Genomic DNA, 19,050 nt, shown 5'->3' with positions numbered 1-19,050 from the left:
ACTTCAAAATTCACGAGCAGGCTCGCTCCCTCAGGGAAATGCATTCCAACGTGGGAGCGAGCCTGCTCGCGAAGAGGCCAGCATCAACACCACTCGACCATCAGGCTTCATCCACCGGCACCCACACCATCAGACTGGTGCCCTCCCCCGGCTCACTTTCAAGCGCAAACCGCCCGCCCATGATCAGCACCCGCTCACGTATGCCTACCAAACCAAACGAAGTCGGCCGACCAGCAGCGGCGACAAATCCTACGCCATCATCGCTGACTGTCAGACACAATTCGTCGCCTGCCAGCACCAGCGTGAGTTCCACAGTATGCGCCTGGGCATGACGCATCACATTGGTCAGCGCCTCTTGCAGGATCCGGAACAAACCAATCGCCTTGGCATCACTGAGCGGTGGCAGATTGTCCGGTACCTGCACCAGGCACGGAATCTGCGTCCGCGCTTCGAATCTTCGCGCCTGCCACTCGATTGCCGAGGCAATCCCGGCATCGAGAATCGGCGGCCGCAACGCGGTCGCCACATCGCGCACCAGCTGAAACAACTGGGCGATCAGGCGTTTCATGCTGTTCAGCCGCTCGTGCAGACCGGGATCGAGTTGCGCGTAGGCCAATTCGCACATCGATGTCTCCAGTTTCAGCACCGTGAGCATTTGCCCCAACTCGTCGTGTACCTCGCGGGCGATCCGCGCCTTCTCTTCCTCGCGCACGCTTTCAAGGTGCGCCGACAGTTCGCGCAGTTGCTCGCGCGATGACGCCAGTTCCAGCTCGATGCGCTTGCTCTCGGTGATGTCCCAGACAATGCCGTCCCAGACATAAGCGCCATCTTCCAGCTGTCGGGTGATCGCCTTGATTTCGGCCCAACGCTGCACCCCTTGGCGCGTGAGGATTCGCCCCTGCCACGACCAGTCGCTATCGGTGTCCAGCGCCTGATCCTGGGTCTGGTGATAACTGGCCTTGTCGTCCGGATGCACCAGGCTGCGCAGGCCCATGTCACGGTGAGCGATGGCCGCCGGGGCATAACCGACCAGACTTTCGCTGCCCTCGGATATATAGGCAAAGTCGATTTGCCCGGTGACCGGCGCCCGCTCCAGACGGAACACCAGCCCCGGCACGTTGGCGGCGATGCCTTGCAGTCGCGCCTCGCTTTCCTGCAACGCGGCCAGTGCACGACGACGGTCGGTGACGTCGGTGAGGTAAACGACCAGATATTCGCTGTCACGAAAGCGCAAGAAACTCAGCGACACGTCCGCCGGCAAAACACTGCCATCCGCGCGCACGCAACTGGTTTCGAAACTCTGCGGCCCTTCTTCACTGGCCCGCGCGCGTTTCCACAGGTTGAGCCAACGGTCCATGTGCAGGCCCGGTTCGAAGTCGATCAACGGCCGCTCGATCAGCCCACCCGAGGGGTAACCGAGCATGTTTTCTGCAGCCCGATTGGCGTACCGCACGTGGCTGTCCCAGTTGACCCAAAGAATGCCGACGGTGCTTTGATCGATGGAAAACTGCGTCAACCGCAAGGCTTCTTCGCTGGCTGCGCGCAGGGCAATGTCTTCCCGTGCGGCGAGCAGACGCTGTTCGAGACTGCGCTGCTGACGCCGCTGCCAGAACACAATCGCCATGCAACTGAGCAACATGACGGCGAACAACAGACTGAGGTTCTGCCAAAACCCAGGCGACTCCGACAGCCTCGGATACTTGGGTTGCAGCCATTGATTGTGCAGGCGTTCCAGATCCTTGGCCGGGATCGCCCGCAATGCGCTCTGGACGATACCGGCCAGCTGCGGCCAATCGCGCCGCGAAGCCACGCGCAGCAGTTGCGGCAGACCGATGTCGCCCACCACCACCAGTTCGGCGAACTCCGGTTCCACTGACAGCCGACCGAGCTGCGCTTCATCGACCACCGCGTAAGAGGCCTGCTGACTCAACAACAGCTGCAACGCCTGACGCTCCAGCGGCACGCCTTGCAGGTTCAGGTGTGGATAGTTGCCGCGCAAATAGTCGGCAGTAGTACTCGGCATGCGCACGGCGACGCGGGTCTGGCCGTCGAGTTTTTCCAGATCCACCCCGCCGCTGGCCTTCTGATCGCTGACCACCAGTTGCGGCACGCGCATGTACGGATCGGAAAACTGCCACAGGCGCAGCGCACTGGGTGTCTGGGTCAGCCCCGGGGCGATATCGACTTCGCCATCGCGCACCGCCGCTTCCAATTGCGCCAGATCCTGAAAATTGCGCCAGCTCAGCTCAACATTGAGTGCCTGGGCGAGCAACTTCATCAGTTCGACATTGGCCCCGGACAACCGCTGCAAGCGTCGGTCGTATTGCGCGTACGGTGCCTGCAACACCAGGCCGACGCGCAATTCGTTGTGCTGCGCGAGCCATTGCTGCTCACTCGCCGACAATTGCGCAACGTGCGCCGGTGGCGCAGGCGCCGCCCAGCCCATCAAGGGAAACCACAAACAGCCGATAACCCACAGGCAGTGAAATCGCTTCATTGAAGTCTCTTGAACTGACAAATTCTGACCAACCCATTAGGCTGCCGGGATACTTTCTGGCCTGGAATAACCGATGCCCTCTGTTTACCGCCTGGCAATGCCAGCATTGTGCCTGTCGCTGATCCTGCCTTGTGCGTTTTCCGTCAACGCCGCCGATCCGGCCCCGGCCGCCGCAGCGGAAAAACCCGCTGAAGAAAAACCGGCCGAACGTCAGCCTCTGCTTGAGCGTAGTCAGGAAGAAGCCGCAGCACTTGAACGTAAAGTGCCGGCGCAAGAACAGCAACAGTTGCAGGCGGCCAGCGAGACCTTCCTGGCCCTGTGGAAACCGGCCAACACCGCCGATCCCAAAGGCGCAGTGATTATCGTCCCGGGCGCCGGCGAGACCGCTGACTGGCCTCAGGCAATCGGCCCTTTGCGGCAGAAGTTGCCGAACGCCGAGTGGAGCAGCCTGAGTATTACCCTGCCCGATCTGCAAAGCGATGCGGTCGCGCCGCGGGTAGTCGAAGCCGCAGCGGCGCCGAAAGCGCCGGAAACTGGCAGTAAGGATGCCACCACGGCGCAACCCATCGAACAGGCCGCAGGCGGTGAAGCGGAAGTCGCCGATCAAGTGGTGGCCGAGACGACTGAAGAACAGTCCAAAGCCGATGCCGAACGGATCTTCGCGCGGATCGACGCAGCCATTGCCTACGCCGAACAGCAGAGCGCGCGACGCATCGTTGTGCTCGGCCACGGCACCGGCGCCTATTGGGCAGCGCGTTACCTGAGCGAGCGGCAGACAGCACAGGTGGAGAAATTCGTCATGGTCGACGCGCAGGCACCGGCCAAGGCCAAACCGCCACTGGCGGAACTGACGCCAACGCTGAAGCTGCCGACGGCGGATATCTTCTATATGGATAAACCGCTGGATCGCCATGCGGCGTTGGAGCGTATGCAAGCGAGCAAGCGTTTGAAGACCCCGGCATTCAGCCAGGTGGCGCTGAGGGCATTGCCGGATAACAAGGCCGAGCAGGAACAGTTGTTCCGTCGGGTGCGCGGCTGGTTGAATCCGCAGACTCCGGACTGACCAAAGCAAAAGCAAAAGATCGTCCGAAGGCTCGGGCCGCGATCGGACGATCTTTTGACCTTAAAAATGCCTAACGAAAATCCCGCCGCTCACGAATCAACGTATAGGCACTGTGCAGTTCCCGAGTCCTATCGGTCGCCTCACGCACCTGCGCAGGGGTCGCGCCGCTGCCAGCGATCTTGTCCGGATGATGACGACTGAGCAGTCGTCGATAAGCCCGTTTGATCTGCGCCGGCTCGCTGCTCGCCGACACGCCGAGCAAACGCATCGCTTGCTGATAAGTCACCGCTGCACTGACGATGGGCCGCTTACCCGGTTCGTAATCGCTGGCCAGCGCTTGCACCTGCTGAGGCGTCCAGCCCAGCCACTTGCCCCACTGCGCCAACAACTCGCGCTCACTGACGCCGGCCCGGCCGTCAGCCCAGACCATGCGCCAACAGGCACGCAACACGCCTTCGGTAGCATGGGGTTGCGCACTCAGACGCCGCAGATACCCGCGCAGATTATCGCCACCCGACTTGCCGCGATTGAACGCAGCGATCGCGCGACGCATTGCCGGCTCGCTCATTTCCAGCGCGCGCATCTCGTTACGCGCCTGCTGGATATGCCCGTCCCTGACTTGCCCGTCGCTCTTGGCCAAACGTCCGAGCAACACAAACAGCAGTTCGTCGTTGCGCAACATCGGCCGGCCGCCGAGCTTTTCCCTTAAATGCCCCCAGCTCTGCAAGTGCAGACGCCGATCCAGCGCCTGCCCCAACAACGCCCCAAGCATGGCCCCCGGAATGCTGGCGATTGCAAAACCCGCCCCGGCTCCAATCAGAGTCCCTGGCCACAACATATCAGCGACTCGCTTCTATCAAGGTTTCAGCTTCGGCCAGACGCTCATGCGTACCGACATCCACCCAATGACCTTTCAGGCGCTCGCCCGTCACCTCACCGTCCGCCATGGCTTTGCGCAGGAGCGGCGCCAGTTTGAAAGCCCCGTCCGCGCAGCCATCGAACAACTGCGGATGCAGCACCGCGATGCCGCTGTAGGTCAGCGTCGCCGCGTTCGGTTGGCCGTCGATGACCTGCCCCTCCACCAACGAAAAATCGCCGGTCGGGTGATGCGCCGGGTTATCCGCCAGCACCAGATGCGCCAGACCGTTGATCGGTTGATGCAGCACGCTGAAGTCGTAATCGGTCCAGATATCACCGTTGACCACCAGAAACGCATCGTCGCCAAGCAACGGCAGCGCGCGGAAAATTCCGCCGCCGGTCTCCAGCGGCTCACCTTCCGGCGAGTACTGGATGCTCAAGCCAAACTGCGAACCGTCGCCCAGATAATCCTCGATCTGCTGACCGAGCCAGGCGTGATTGATCACGATTTCGTTGAAGCCGGCCGCAGCGAGGGCGCGCAGGTGGTATTCGATCAGCGGAACACCGCCGGCACGCACCAGCGGTTTCGGAGTGGTCAGGGTCAGCGGGCGCATGCGCTCGCCTTTGCCTGCCGCCAGAATCATGGCCTTCATGCCGTCGCTCCGCCACGCAGGCTGGTAAACAGCGCTTGCAGTTCTGCCAGTTCGGGACGCCGAGCGATCACTGCTTCTATATAGGAGAAGAAACGCGGCACATCGGCGAGGTAGCGTGGCTTGCCATCGCGATGGCAAATCCGCGCGAAGATGCCGATGACTTTCAGATGGCGCTGCACGCCCATGAGGTCGCTGGCGCGCAGGAAGTCTTCGAAGTCCGGCTGCACCGGTATGTTCAGCGCCGAGGCTTGCTGCCAGTAGCTTTCCAGCCAGCCGCGTACGCGCTCTTCAGGCCAGCTGAGGAAGGCGTCCTTGAACAGGCAGGTCACGTCGTAGGTGACCGGGCCATAGACCGCGTCCTGAAAATCCAGCACGCCGGGGTTCGGCTCGCTGAGCATCAGGTTGCGCGGCATGTAGTCGCGGTGCACCAGCACTTTGGGCTGAGCCAGCGCACTGTCGATCAACAAGTCGCTGATGCGCTGCCACTGCTGCTGTTGGGTGGAATCGAGTTCGACGCCCAGTTCACGCTTCACGTACCACTCGGGGAACAGTTCCAGCTCGCGGCGCAGCAATGCAACGTCGTAACTCGGCAGCGGCGCGACCATCGGCAACTGCTGAAAAGCCAGCAGCGCCTGCAAGGCATCGCTGAACAATGCGTCGGCATTTTCGCTGTCGATCACGTCCAGATAGGTCTTGTTGCCCAGGTCATTGAGCAAAAGAAATCCACGTTCGAGGTCTTCGGCATAAATTTTTGGCACATTTATTCCGGATTTCGCCAGCAAAAATGCGATATCCACGAACGGTTTGCAGTTTTCCTGGGGGGGCGGCGCGTCCATCACGACGAAACTGCGACCCTCGCCTTCCCAACGGAAGTAACGGCGGAAACTCGCGTCGCTACTGGCCGCGGTCAACGTGGCCGGGGGCACGGCGCCCCAGCCCTGATCTGCAAACAGGATTGCCAACTGCTCATCGAGCCAAACTTTCAGGTGTTGCAAGCGTACATCTTGGTCAGGCATTGCAAGGGTCTCCGACGGCGCTAGCCGTCAAGCGGGTCATGCTTTATTATCCAGCATCTTTTTCAGACCATCGAGAGGCGTGCGGCCCACCACCGCGGGCAGATGGCACGCAGGAAGCCCGGACTAATAAGATGGCATTGAAATCCCCCGCGTTTCGTAAAAAATTTCCATTGTTGGTAACCGGCAGTCTGCTGGCTATGCAACCTCTGGCCAGTCAATTCGTTGTTGCCGCCGAGCAGTATGACTGCTCCGTATCGGCTACGGGTGGTTGGGACTGTGCGCCCAAGACGTCGGCGGCTGCATTGCCACCACGTCCAGTGCATGACGGCAGTGCCGTCAGCGCCACCGGCGATGCCCCGAGCGATAAAGGTTCGGTTGCCGACAATGGCGCCAAGCCAACGCTGGTCACCGAAGCCAAAGGCCGTGGGTTGAAATCCCGTAGCGAAGACTTCAGTCACCTCGACTGGGTTCCGCGCGAGAGGCTCACCGCCGCCCAACTGGCCGAAACCGGCCCGTACTGCTCCGGTGCCTACATCGAACCCACTCGTCCTGGCATGAATGACAAGACGAGCAAAAGCGATGCTCCGACCTTTATCGGCGCAAAAGCTTCGCGCTATAACACCGATGATCAAGTCGGTACGCTGGCCGGTGATGTCGTCCTGCGTCAGGGCAGCATGCAGGTCGAGTCCGACGAGGCCAGCCTGTATCAGGCAGAGAGCCGCGCCGAACTCAATGGCGATGTGCGTATCCGTGACAACGGCGCACTGATCGTCGGCGACCATGCCGACGTGCAGCTCGACACCGGTGAAGCCAAGGTCGACAACGCCGAATACGTGATGCACAAATCGCGCATTCGCGGTAGCGCCCTGTACGCCAAGCGTGCAGAGAACGCGATCATCCGCTTGAAGGACGGCACGTACACCACGTGCGAACCGAACAGCAACGCCTGGCAGCTCAAGGGCAACAACATCACCTTGAACCCGGCCACCGGCTTCGGCACCGCGACCAACGTGACGCTGCGCGTAAAAGACATTCCGATTCTGTACACGCCGTACATCTACTTCCCGATCGATGACCGTCGCCAGTCGGGCTTCCTGCCGCCGACCATTGGCACCAGCACCGATACCGGCTTCACACTGGTGACGCCGTACTACTTCAACCTGGCGCCGAACTACGACGCCACGCTGTATCCGCGCTACATGAGCAAGCGCGGCATGTTGGTGGAAGGCGAGTTCCGTTACCTGACCAAGTCGAGTGAAGGCCAGTTCGGCGCTGCGTACCTGAATGATGACGACACCGAGCGCAGCAAGCAGACCGATTACGAAAAAACCCGCTACATGTACAACTGGCAGCACAAGGGCGGTCTCGACTCCCGCGTGCTCACCCAGGTGGATTACACCAAGATCAGCGATCCGTATTACTTCCAGGATCTGGAAACCGATCAGATTGGCGTGAAGTCCAGCGACTTCGTGAATCAGCAGGGTTCGGTCACCTATCGTGGCGACAATTACACCGCACGCTTGAATGCTCAGCAGTACCAACTGGCCACTGTTTCGAACATCACACCGTATGGTCGTCTGCCGCAGATCACCTTCAATGGTCAGCTGCCGTATCATCCGGAAGGCTTGAACTTCGATTACGAGACCGAGATTGTGCGGTTTGATCGTGATCTGAAAACTGGTAATTTCATCGACGAAGATGGGAATGCAGCGCCACGTCTGGATAAAAACGTTTCAGGTCTGGCTCGCGCCAACGGCGATCGCCTGAACCTGAAGCCTGGCGTCAGCCTGCCGATGAACTGGACTTATGGTTTCCTGAAACCATCTCTCAAGTATCAGTACACCCAGTATCAACTTGATCTGGACGGTACCGGCAAATCGCAGATCGCGGCGATGACTCCAGAGCAACAGAAGCTCAACGGTACGTTCGACAGCAATCAGAACCGTGGCGTACCAATCGCCAGCATCGACAGCGGCCTGTACTTCGACCGTAACACGTCGTTCTTTGGCAAGAGCTACCGCCAGACGCTGGAACCGCGTCTGTTCTACCTCTATGTACCTGAGGTCGACCAGGAAGACATTCCAGTATTCGACACCAGCGAAAACACTTTCAATTACACCTCGCTGTTCCGTGACAACCGCTTCTCCGGCTCCGACCGTGTCGGGGACGAGAACAAGCTGTCGCTGGGCGTGACCAGCCGCTGGATTGAAGACGACGGCTTCGAGCGTCAACGCATCAGCGTTGGCCAAGCGTTGTATTTCAAGGACCGCAAGGTTCAACTGCCGGGCATCGCATTTAACGATCGTGACGACGCAAAATCCGATGTATCGCCGTACGCACTGGAATACGAATACCGCTGGAACCGCGATTGGCGCACCACGGCCGACTACAACTGGGATCCGGACAGCCGCAGCCCGCGCTCGGGCAGCGCGATGTTCCACTACCAGCCTGAAGATAATCCGAACAAGGTTATCAACGTCGGCTATCGCTATCGCAATGACCAGGTTCGTTACGACCAGAACACCGGTAAATGGACCGTGGGTGGTGGCGACTACGGCACCCCAGGCCAGCCTGGCTACGTGAAGGACTACTACAAAATCCAGCAGCATGACTTCTCGGTCATCTGGCCGATCGTTCCACAGTGGAATGCGATCAGCCGCTGGCAGTACGACTACAACCGTAACCGTACCCTGGAAGCCTTCGGTGGTTTCGAGTACGACAACTGCTGCTGGAAATTGCGCCTGATCAACCGTTACTGGGTTTCCTACGACGAATTCAGTCAGGAAGCTCCGCAAAACGAAAAAGGCGACCATGGCGTCTTCCTCCAAATTGTTCTGAAGGGACTCGGCGGCCTCACTGGCGCCAAAGTAGAGAGCTTCCTCGACAAAGGCATCCAAGGTTATCGTGAACGTGAAGACCAAGCTTTCTGATTGTCTGCGCCCGCTGATGCTGGGCGCGCTGTTCCTGGGTACTGCGGCCAACGCCGCAGTACAGTCCATCGATAAAGTGGTTGCGATCGTCGACAACGACGTGGTCATGCAGAGCCAACTGGACCAACGCGTCCACGAAGTTCAGCAGACCATCGCCAAGCGTGGTGGCGGCTCGCCGCCGCCGGGCGTTCTGGATCAGCAGGTGCTCGAGCGCCTGATCGTCGAGAACCTGCAACTGCAGATTGGCGAACGTTCCGGCATTCGCATCACCGACGAAGAACTGAACCAGGCTGTCGGCACCATCGCCCAGCGCAACAACATGAGCGTGGATCAGTTCCGCGCTGCTCTGGCTCGCGACGGACTGTCTTATGACGACGCCCGTGACCAGATCCGCCGTGAGATGATCATCAGCCGTGTGCGTCAGCGCCGTGTAGCCGAACGCATTCAGGTGTCCGAGCAGGAAGTGAAGAACTTCCTCGCCTCCGATCTGGGCAAGATGCAACTGTCCGAAGAACTGCACCTGGCCAACATCCTGATTCCGACCCCGGAAAGCGCCAACTCTGAAGCGATTCAGAACGCCGCGCGTCAGGCCATGGAGGTTTACCAGCAGCTCAAGCAAGGCGCTGACTTCGGTCAGATGGCCGTGGCCAAGTCTGCCAGCGACAACGCACTGGAAGGCGGCGACATGGGCTGGCGTAAAGCCGCGCAATTGCCACCTCCGTTCGATCGCGAACTGAGCAGCATGGCTGTCGGCGACATCACTCAGCCTGCACGCACTCCGGGTGGTTTCATCATCCTGAAGCTGCTGGCCAAGCGTGGTGGCGAAAGCCAGATGCGCGATGAAGTGCATGTGCGCCACATTTTGGTCAAGCCAAGCCCGATACGCGACGAAGCCAAGACCAAAGCACTGGTCCAGTCGTTGTATGAGCGCATCAGCGCCGGTGAAGATTTCGCTGAACTGGCTAAGAGCTACTCCGAAGACCCGGGTTCCGCCCTTAACGGCGGCGACCTGAACTGGATCGACCCGAACGTACTGGTTCCGGAATTCCGTCAAGTGATGGCCAATACCCCACAAGGTCAGCTGTCCAAGCCGTTCCAGACCCAATACGGCTGGCACGTTCTGGAAGTCCTTGGCCGTCGCGCCACCGACAGCACCGAACAGGCCCGCGAGCAGCAAGCAATGACCGTACTGCGTAACCGCAAATACGACGAAGAGCTGCAAACCTGGTTGCGTCAGATCCGTGACGAAGCGTACGTAGAGATCAAACTCCCTGGTGCAGACCAGGCAGCGCAGTGAAACCCAAGCGTTTCGCGCTGACACCCGGCGAACCAGCCGGCATCGGTCCCGACCTGTGCCTGCTGCTCGCCTCGCAAGTCCAGCCACACCCCCTGATTGCCATCACCAGCCGCGACCTGCTCCTAGAGCGGGCCGCGCAGCTGGGGCTGGCCGTCAATCTGCTGGAAGTCGGGCCGAATCACTGGCCTGATGCTCCGGCACCGGCTAACAGTCTCTATGTCTGGGATACACCGCTCAGCGCACCTGTGGCCGCCGGACAACTGGACAAGGCCAATGCCGCTTTCGTCCTCGAGACCCTGACCCGCGCCGGCAACGGCTGCCTCAACGGCGACTTCGCCGGGATGATCACCGCGCCCGTCCACAAGGGCGTGATCAACGAGTCGGGTATCGCGTTTTCCGGACACACCGAATTTCTGGCTGACCTGACCCATACCTCCCAGGTGGTGATGATGCTTGCCACGCATGGTTTGCGCGTAGCTCTGGTCACCACTCACCTACCCCTGCGCGAGATTGCCGATGCAATAACGCCGGAGCGGCTGGAGCGGGTCACGCGGATTCTGCACGCCGACCTGCAGGAAAAATTCGGCATTGCCCAGCCTCGCATTCTGGTGTGCGGGCTCAACCCGCACGCCGGTGAAGGCGGACATCTGGGCCATGAAGAAATAGACATCATCGAACCTACATTAGAGCGCCTGCGCGGCGAGGGCATGGACCTTCTTGGCCCGCTGCCAGCCGACACTCTGTTTACCCCCAAATATCTGGAGCACTGCGATGCAGTGCTGGCGATGTACCACGACCAGGGCCTGCCCGTGCTGAAGTACAAAGGCTTCGGCGCCGCGGTCAACGTGACCCTGGGCTTGCCGATCATCCGTACTTCGGTTGACCACGGCACCGCCCTCGATCTGGCCGGCAGCGGCAAGATTGACACCGGCAGCCTGCAAGTCGCCCTGGAAACCGCCTACCAGATGGCCGAGACCCGTTTATGACCGAGCAATACCAACACAAGGCGCGCAAACGCTTTGGCCAGAACTTCCTGCACGATGCCGGCGTAATCGACCGCATTCTGCGCTCCATCAGCGCCAAGCCTACAGATCGCCTGCTGGAGATCGGCCCGGGCCAGGGCGCATTGACCGCCGGCCTGCTGAATTCCGGTGGGCAACTGGACGTGGTGGAACTGGACAAGGATCTGATCCCGATCCTCAACCAGCAGTTTGCCGGCAAGAGCAATTTCAACCTGCATCAAGGCGATGCGCTGAAGTTCGACTTCAATACGCTCAACGCCGAGCCGAACAGTCTGCGTGTGGTTGGCAACCTGCCGTACAACATCTCCACGCCGCTGATTTTCCACCTGCTGAACAACGCCGGCATCATTCGCGACATGCACTTCATGCTGCAGAAGGAAGTGGTCGAGCGTCTGGCCGCAGGTCCTGGTGGTGGTGACTGGGGTCGTCTGTCGATCATGGTTCAGTACCACTGCCGCGTAGAACACCTGTTCAACGTCGGACCGGGCGCGTTCAATCCGCCGCCGAAGGTCGATTCGGCCATCGTTCGTCTGGTGCCGCACGCGGTACTGCCGCACCCGGCCAAGGATCATCGTTTGCTGGAGCGCGTCGTGCGCGAAGCCTTCAACCAGCGCCGCAAGACTCTGCGTAACACGCTCAAGCAATTGATGAGCAATGCCGAGATCGAAGCCGCCGGTGTCGATGGCAGCCTGCGCCCGGAACAACTCGACCTGGCGGCCTTCGTGCGCCTGGCCGACAAGCTCAGCGAGCAAGTCCCTGAAGCTCCCGCCGCCGACTGACCGGCGATGAACGCTATCGGGCAGGACGCCACTCTGGTTTACTGCCCGATACTTGCCTAGACTGAATCCCCATCAGCTACGCCCCGCGTTCCGCTTTGTTTAAGGCCTCTTGCATGTCCGATTCCCGTTACCAGGTCGATGTCAGCGTCGTTACCCACTATCTGGCAGACCAATCGCAACCCGAGCACGACCGCTTCGCCTTCGCCTACACCATCACCGTGCAAAACAACGGCGAGATCCCGGCGCGATTGATTTCGCGGCACTGGGTGATCACCGACGGTGACGGGCATAAAGAAGAAGTTCGCGGCGCAGGTGTGGTGGGCCAGCAACCGTTGATCGACGTCGGCAAAAGCCATACCTACAGCAGTGGCACGGTGATGACGACCAGGGTCGGCACCATGCAGGGCACCTACGAAATGGTCGCCGACGACGGCAAGCATTTCGATGCCGTCATCAAACCCTTTCGCCTCGCCGTGCCCGGAGCCTTGCACTGATGGCAACGTACGCGGTCGGTGACCTGCAGGGCTGTCTCGAACCGCTCAAATGTCTGCTCAGGCAAGTGGCGTTCGATCCTGCGCATGATCGGCTCTGGCTGGTCGGCGATCTGGTCAACCGCGGCCCACAGTCACTGGAAACCCTGCGTTTTCTATATGGCATGCGCGACTCGCTGGTCTGTGTCCTCGGCAACCATGATCTGCACCTGCTCGCCGCGGCGAAAAACATCGAACGCCTGAAGAAGTCCGACACCCTGCGCGAGATTCTCGACGCCCCCGACTGTGACGAACTGCTTGAGTGGGTCCGCCAACAAAAACTCATGCACTACGACGAGACCCGTGACGTTGCCATGGTCCATGCCGGCATCCCGCCACAATGGTCTGTGCGCCGCGCCCTGAAGTGTGCCAATGAAGTCGAAACGGCCCTGCGTGACGACAACCTGCTTCCCGCGTTCCTCGACGGCATGTACGGCAACGAGCCGGCAAAATGGGATAGCGACCTCAAAGGCGTCACCCGCCTGCGTGTGATCACCAACTATTTCACCCGCATGCGATTCTGCACGGCCGAAGGCAAACTCGATCTCAAGAGCAAGGAAGGTCTCGACACCGCCCCACCCGGTTACAAACCGTGGTTCCAGCATAAAGAGCGCAAGACCCGGGGGTCGCGGATCATCTTCGGACACTGGGCGGCACTGGAGGGCAATATCCATGAGCCTGGTATTTTCGCTCTGGACACCGGCTGCGTCTGGGGCGGCAGTCTGACCCTGATGAACGTCGACAGCGGCGAACGCCTTTCCTGCAAATGCGATGAACATGGCGGCGCGCTGTCCCCGCTCACACCACTTATCCCCGAAACTTCGCCAGTCAGCGCCCCGCGTTAGACTGCGCAATCAGCCGAGCAACAGGAACCCGCCATGAGCGAATTCAAACGCATCTCCCCGGAACAGGCCCAGGCCCTGCGCGAGCAAGGCGCGGTGATGGTCGATGTCCGCGATCCCGCTACTTTTGCCGCACTGCATATCAGCGGTTCGAAGCATCTGGACAACGTTTCCATCTCGGACTTCATCCGTGCCGCCGACCTTGATGCACCTACGGTAGTGGTCTGCTACCACGGCAACTCCAGCCAGAGCGCCGCCGCGTACCTGATCAGTCAGGGCTTCTCCGACGTCTATAGCATGGACGGCGGCTTCGAGCTGTGGCGTACGACCTACCCTTCGGAAACCGCGCAAGGCACCACCGAATAATTTTTTTGTCACGCGCAGGCCCCGGCTCCCGCGGGCCCGCGCGTGACAGACGAACGGTCTGCCACAACTAATTACGTATCTCGCCTTTACCTCCCGAATTCCCAACTATCCTTAAGCCCAGGCCATCCAAAACAGGGGAGAGCCGGTACACCGGCGCACGGGTCATCGGGAGTGACTTTCAAGGTTGTCGACCGCGAAAGTGTTCTGGGGGGTAAACAAGTGGCCACCACGGCTGCTTGCCAGCATCGACTGAGTGATCCGGCGTCGGCTCCACGTATCGAGCGAGGTGACGTCATGAGTATCTTTAGCCACTTCCAACAACGCTTCGAGTCCACACGCCAGGAAGAACTCTCGCTGCAAGAGTACCTGGAGCTGTGCAAGCAAGACCGTAGCGCCTACGTTTCCGCCGCCGAGCGTCTATTGCTGGCCATCGGCGAACCGGAACTGCTCGACACCTCGACCAACTCGAGGCTGTCACGCATCTTCTCCAACAAGGTGATTCGTCGTTATCCGGCCTTTGAAGACTTCCACGGGATGGAAGAATGCATCGACCAGATAGTGTCGTATTTCCGCCACGCCGCCCAAGGCCTGGAAGAGAAGAAACAGATCCTCTATCTGCTCGGCCCCGTCGGTGGCGGTAAATCGTCCCTGGCCGAGAAGCTGAAACAGCTGATCGAAAAAGTGCCCTTCTACGCGATCAAGGGCTCGCCGGTATTCGAGTCGCCGCTGGGTCTGTTCAACGCCACCGAAGATGGCGCGATCCTCGAGGAAGATTTCGGCATTCCCAAACGCTACCTCAACACCATCATGTCGCCTTGGGCGACCAAACGCCTGGCCGAATTCGGCGGCGACATCAGTCAGTTCCGCGTGGTCAAACTGTATCCGTCGATCCTCAACCAGATCGCCGTGGCCAAGACCGAACCGGGCGATGAAAACAACCAGGACATTTCGGCGCTGGTCGGTAAGGTCGACATCCGCAAACTCGAGGAATACCCACAGAACGACGCCGACGCCTACAGCTACTCCGGTGCGCTGTGCCGGGCCAACCAGGGCCTGATGGAATTCGTCGAAATGTTCAAGGCACCGATCAAGGTGCTGCACCCACTGCTGACTGCCACTCAGGAAGGCAACTACAACAGTACCGAAGGCTTGGGCGCGATTCCGTTCACCGGGATTCTGCTGGCCCACTCCAACGAATCGGAGTGGCACACCTTCCGCAACAACAAGAACAACGAAGCCTTCATCGACCGGATCTACATCGTCAAGGTGCCGTACTGCCTGCGGGTCAGCGATGAAGTAAAAATCTACGACAAACTGCTGTTCAACAGCTCCCTGGCCAAAGCGCATTGCGCGCCCGACACTTTGAAGATGCTGGCGCAGTTCACCGTGCTGTCGCGCCTCAAGGAGCCGGAAAACTCCAACATCTATTCGAAGATGCGCGTGTACGACGGCGAAAACCTCAAGGACACCGATCCAAAGGCCAAGTCGATTCAGGAATACCGCGATACGGCAGGCGTCGACGAGGGCATGAATGGTCTGTCGACCCGCTTCGCGTTCAAGATCCTGTCCAAGGTCTTCAACTTTGATCCGCATGAAATTGCCGCCAACCCAGTGCATCTGCTGTACGTGCTGGAACAGCAAATCGAGCAGGAACAGTTCCAGGCGGAGACCCGCGAACGCTATCTTCGCTTCCTGAAGGAGTATCTGGCACCGCGCTACATCGAATTTATCGGCAAGGAGATTCAAACCGCTTACTTGGAGTCCTACAGCGAGTACGGCCAGAACATCTTCGACCGCTACGTGCTGTATGCAGATTTCTGGATTCAGGATCAGGAATACCGCGATCCGGAAACCGGCGAGATCCTCAACCGTGTCGCCCTCAACGAGGAACTGGAGAAAATCGAAAAACCTGCCGGCATCAGCAATCCGAAGGATTTCCGCAACGAGATCGTCAACTTCGTGTTGCGCGCCCGGGCCAACAACAACGGTAAGAACCCGACCTGGCTCAGCTACGAAAAACTGCGGGTGGTCATCGAGAAGAAAATGTTCTCGAACACTGAGGACCTGCTGCCAGTCATCAGCTTCAATGCCAAGGCCAGCAAAGAGGACCAGCAGAAACATAATGACTTTGTTACACGAATGGTCGAACGCGGCTACACCGACAAACAGGTACGGCTACTTTCCGAATGGTACCTACGGGTCCGCAAATCGCAATAAAGCAGCTGCAAGCCTCTGGCGACAAGCTGCAAGAGAACAGCAAAAACCGATCTCGAGAGCGGGTGAGCTTTCACTTGCAGCTTGAAGCTTATGACTTGAAGCTCCCCGGAGGGGCCTATGAGCTATGTGATCGACCGACGTCTCAATGGCAAGAACAAGAGCACGGTGAACCGCCAGCGTTTCCTGCGGCGTTATCGTGACCACATCAAAAAGGCTGTCGAAGAGGCGGTCAGCCGTCGCTCCATTACCGACATGGAGCACGGCGAACAAATCAGCATTCCCGGTCGCGACATCGACGAGCCGGTGCTTCACCACGGTCGCGGCGGCAAGCAGACTGTGGTTCATCCCGGCAACAAGGAGTTCACGGCCGGCGAACACATCGCCCGACCTCCGGGAGGGGGCGGCGGACGCGGCCCGGGCAAGGCGGGTAATTCCGGCGAGGGCATGGACGAGTTCGTCTTCCAGATTACCCAGGAAGAATTCCTCGAATTCATGTTTGAAGACCTCGAACTGCCGAACCTGGTCAAACGCAACCTGACCGGCACTGACACCTTCAAGACCGTGCGCGCAGGGATCAGTAACGAAGGCAATCCCTCACGCATCAACATCATCCGCACCCTGCGTTCAGCTCACGCGCGGCGCATCGCCCTGTCAGGCAGCAGCCGGGCAAAACTGCGCGAAGCCAAAGCAGAACTCGAGCGGATCAAACGCGAAGAGCCCGACAACTTCGGCGATATTCAGACACTCGAAGCAGAAATCGAAAAGCTCAGCGCGCGCATCCATCGGGTGCCATTCCTCGATACTTTTGACCTCAAATATAACCTGCTGATCAAGCAACCCAACCCAAGCTCCAAGGCTGTCATGTTTTGCCTGATGGACGTTTCAGGGTCGATGACCCAGGCAACCAAGGACATCGCCAAGCGCTTCTTCATCCTTCTGTACCTGTTCCTGAAGCGCAACTACGACAAGATCGACGTCGTGTTCATCCGCCATCACACCAGCGCCCGGGAAGTGGACGAGGAGGAGTTTTTCTATTCCCGGGAAACCGGCGGCACCATCGTCTCCAGCGCCTTGAAACTGATGCAGGAGATCATGGCAGAGCGTTATCCGAGCAACGAATGGAACATCTACGCCGCGCAAGCTTCCGACGGTGACAACTGGAACGACGACTCTCCCATCTGCCGCGACATTCTGATCAATCAGATTATGCCGTTTGTGCAGTACTACACTTACGTGGAGATCACCCCACGCGAACACCAAGCCCTCTGGTACGAGTACGAACGCATCGCCGAAGCCTTTTCCGATACGTTTGCCCAGCAGCAATTGGTCTCGGCCGGGGATATCTATCCGGTCTTCCGTGAACTCTTCCAGCGCAGGTTAGTGACATGACCGCCAAAGAGCAGAAACGCCAACCCATTTCCACCGGCTCCGAATGGACGTTCGAGCTTATCCAGACCTACGACCGCGAAATCGCCCGCATCGCGGCCGGCTATGCGCTGGATACCTACCCCAACCAGATTGAAGTGATTACCGCAGAGCAGATGATGGATGCGTATGCCTCGGTCGGGATGCCGCTGGGTTACCACCACTGGTCCTACGGCAAACACTTCCTCAGCACCGAAAAATCCTACAGTCGCGGGCAGATGGGGCTGGCGTACGAGATCGTGATCAACTCGGACCCGTGCATCGCCTATCTGATGGAAGAGAATACCATTTGCATGCAGGCCCTGGTCGTGGCCCATGCCTGCTACGGGCACAACAGCTTCTTCAAAGGCAATTACCTGTTCCGCACCTGGACCGACGCCAGTTCAATCATCGATTACCTGGTGTTCGCCAAGCAGTACATCATGCAATGCGAGGAACGCCATGGCATTGATGCCGTGGAAGACCTGCTCGATTCCTGCCATGCGCTGATGAACTACGGGGTTGATCGCTACAAACGCCCGTATCCGATTTCCGCCGAAGAGGAACGCCGTCGGCAGAAAGATCGCGAAGAACATATGCAGAAACAGATCAACGATCTGTGGCGCACCATTCCCAAAGGCGCGGACAAATACAGCGACAAGGACAACGCACGCTTCCCGGCCGAGCCGCAGGAAAACATCCTCTACTTCATCGAGAAACACGCACCGTTGCTGGAGCCCTGGCAGCGGGAAATCGTGCGGATCGTGCGCAAGATCGCCCAGTACTTCTATCCACAACGCCAGACTCAGGTAATGAACGAGGGTTGGGCGACGTTCTGGCACTACACGCTGATGAACGACCTGTATGACGAAGGGCTGGTCACCGACGGTTTCATGATGGAGTTCCTGACGTCGCACACCAGCGTGGTGTTCCAGCCAGGTTTCGACAGCCCTTACTACAGCGGGATCAACCCTTATGCACTCGGCTTTGCCATGTACCGCGACATCCGGCGCATGTGCGAAGAGCCCACCGAGGAAGATCGCCACTGGTTCCCCGACATCGCCGGGACGGATTGGCTGTCGTCCATCAAATTCGCCATGAGCAGCTTCAAGGACGAAAGCTTCATCCTGCAGTACCTGTCACCGAAAGTGATCCGCGATCTGAAACTGTTCAGCATCCTTGATGATGACCAGAAAGATGACCTGTTGGTACCCGCCATCCATGACGAAACGGGCTATCGGACTATCCGCGAAACCCTCGCAGCGCAATACAACCTCGGCAATCGTGAACCGAACGTGCAGATATACAGCATTGATCGTCGCGGCGACCGCTCGCTGACACTGCGGCATCAGCAACACGACCGCAAACCGCTGGGCGACTCCACCGAAGAGGTGCTCAAACATCTGCATCGCTTGTGGGGTTTCGACATTCATCTGGAAACGCTGCAAGGCGACCAGATCATGAAAACCCATCACGTTCCGCCACGCGGTGAACACAGCGAAGGGGATTACGGTCGGCTCGACCTTGCCGTCATTCACCTTTGATTCGGTTCTGGCCTCCGAAAGTTCGACGCAAG

At 59.3% G+C, this 19,050-nt stretch carries 15 protein-coding genes; 11 read left to right on the top strand and 4 right to left on the bottom strand.

Annotated elements, in window-relative coordinates:
• Positions 1-100: 100 nt before the first annotated feature.
• The gene (locus tag AB4P92_RS18635) at positions 101-2,497 is read right to left on the bottom strand and encodes a PAS domain S-box protein (RefSeq protein WP_395597992.1); all 2,397 of its coding nucleotides are present in this window, start codon (positions 2,495-2,497) and stop codon (positions 101-103) included.
• A 73-nt stretch (positions 2,498-2,570) separates the two neighbouring features.
• On the opposite strand from AB4P92_RS18635, the gene AB4P92_RS18630 reads away from it, so the two are divergent.
• Positions 2,571-3,560, top strand: coding sequence for an alpha/beta hydrolase family protein (locus AB4P92_RS18630; RefSeq protein ID WP_042561378.1), 990 nt, complete (start codon positions 2,571-2,573; stop codon positions 3,558-3,560).
• 70 nt (positions 3,561-3,630) lie between these two features.
• Here the strand turns inward: AB4P92_RS18630 and AB4P92_RS18625 are convergent, their stop codons facing one another.
• The 3 genes from AB4P92_RS18625 to AB4P92_RS18615 are packed head-to-tail and all read right to left on the bottom strand — an operon-like array spanning position 3,631 to position 6,087.
• Positions 3,631-4,398: a TerB family tellurite resistance protein gene (locus AB4P92_RS18625; protein WP_042561379.1), complete on the bottom strand. Its 768-nt coding sequence runs from the start codon at positions 4,396-4,398 to the stop codon at positions 3,631-3,633.
• A 1-nt stretch (position 4,399) separates the two neighbouring features.
• Complete coding sequence (gene murU / locus AB4P92_RS18620) at positions 4,400-5,071, bottom strand: N-acetylmuramate alpha-1-phosphate uridylyltransferase MurU (RefSeq protein ID WP_042561380.1); 672 nt, start codon at positions 5,069-5,071, stop codon at positions 4,400-4,402.
• The gene (locus AB4P92_RS18615; RefSeq protein WP_042561381.1) at positions 5,068-6,087 is read right to left on the bottom strand and encodes an aminoglycoside phosphotransferase family protein; all 1,020 of its coding nucleotides are present in this window, start codon (positions 6,085-6,087) and stop codon (positions 5,068-5,070) included. Before AB4P92_RS18615 ends, murU begins: the two co-directional genes overlap by 4 nt.
• 131 nt (positions 6,088-6,218) lie before the next feature.
• Between AB4P92_RS18615 and AB4P92_RS18610 the strand changes: the two genes are divergently transcribed.
• The 10 genes from AB4P92_RS18610 to AB4P92_RS18565 all read left to right on the top strand — a co-directional run bounded on the left by AB4P92_RS18610 (position 6,219) and on the right by AB4P92_RS18565 (position 19,018).
• Positions 6,219-9,017, top strand: coding sequence for an LPS-assembly protein LptD (locus tag AB4P92_RS18610; RefSeq protein ID WP_395597991.1), 2,799 nt, complete (start codon positions 6,219-6,221; stop codon positions 9,015-9,017).
• Positions 8,998-10,314, top strand: coding sequence for a peptidylprolyl isomerase SurA (gene surA, locus AB4P92_RS18605; protein WP_147282620.1), 1,317 nt, complete (start codon positions 8,998-9,000; stop codon positions 10,312-10,314). Before AB4P92_RS18610 ends, surA begins: the two co-directional genes overlap by 20 nt.
• Positions 10,311-11,300, top strand: a complete 990-nt coding sequence (gene pdxA / locus AB4P92_RS18600) for a 4-hydroxythreonine-4-phosphate dehydrogenase PdxA (RefSeq protein ID WP_395597990.1) — start codon at positions 10,311-10,313, stop codon at positions 11,298-11,300. Before surA ends, pdxA begins: the two co-directional genes overlap by 4 nt.
• Positions 11,297-12,115: a 16S rRNA (adenine(1518)-N(6)/adenine(1519)-N(6))-dimethyltransferase RsmA gene (gene rsmA / locus AB4P92_RS18595; protein WP_115147186.1), complete on the top strand. Its 819-nt coding sequence runs from the start codon at positions 11,297-11,299 to the stop codon at positions 12,113-12,115. The genes pdxA and rsmA overlap by 4 nt, the downstream gene beginning before the upstream one ends.
• Before the next feature lie 113 nt (positions 12,116-12,228).
• On the top strand, positions 12,229-12,609 hold the full coding sequence (gene apaG, locus AB4P92_RS18590; RefSeq protein ID WP_042561385.1) for a Co2+/Mg2+ efflux protein ApaG: 381 nt from the start codon (positions 12,229-12,231) through the stop codon (positions 12,607-12,609).
• Entirely contained in the window at positions 12,609-13,490 is an 882-nt protein-coding gene (locus AB4P92_RS18585) for a symmetrical bis(5'-nucleosyl)-tetraphosphatase (RefSeq protein ID WP_115147185.1), read from the top strand. The genes apaG and AB4P92_RS18585 overlap by 1 nt, the downstream gene beginning before the upstream one ends.
• A 33-nt stretch (positions 13,491-13,523) precedes the next feature.
• Complete coding sequence (glpE, locus tag AB4P92_RS18580) at positions 13,524-13,853, top strand: thiosulfate sulfurtransferase GlpE (protein WP_042561387.1); 330 nt, start codon at positions 13,524-13,526, stop codon at positions 13,851-13,853.
• 294 nt (positions 13,854-14,147) lie between these two features.
• Complete coding sequence (locus AB4P92_RS18575) at positions 14,148-16,070, top strand: PrkA family serine protein kinase (protein WP_042561388.1); 1,923 nt, start codon at positions 14,148-14,150, stop codon at positions 16,068-16,070.
• A 117-nt stretch (positions 16,071-16,187) separates the two neighbouring features.
• Positions 16,188-17,459 (top strand): YeaH/YhbH family protein, encoded by a 1,272-nt coding sequence (locus AB4P92_RS18570; protein WP_042561389.1) that lies wholly within the window; start codon positions 16,188-16,190, stop codon positions 17,457-17,459.
• Positions 17,456-19,018 carry a SpoVR family protein gene (locus tag AB4P92_RS18565; protein ID WP_042561390.1) on the top strand — a complete coding sequence of 521 codons (1,563 nt, stop codon included), beginning with the start codon at positions 17,456-17,458 and terminating at the stop codon, positions 19,016-19,018. Before AB4P92_RS18570 ends, AB4P92_RS18565 begins: the two co-directional genes overlap by 4 nt.
• Positions 19,019-19,050: the final 32 nt, after the last annotated feature.

This window comes from Pseudomonas sp. A0308, from assembly GCF_044218815.1.
Taxonomy (GTDB): Bacteria; Pseudomonadota; Gammaproteobacteria; order Pseudomonadales; family Pseudomonadaceae; genus Aquipseudomonas; species Aquipseudomonas iridis.
The sequence above is the reverse complement of the archived record's forward strand: the minus strand, read 5'-3'. Positions and strand labels throughout refer to the sequence as shown.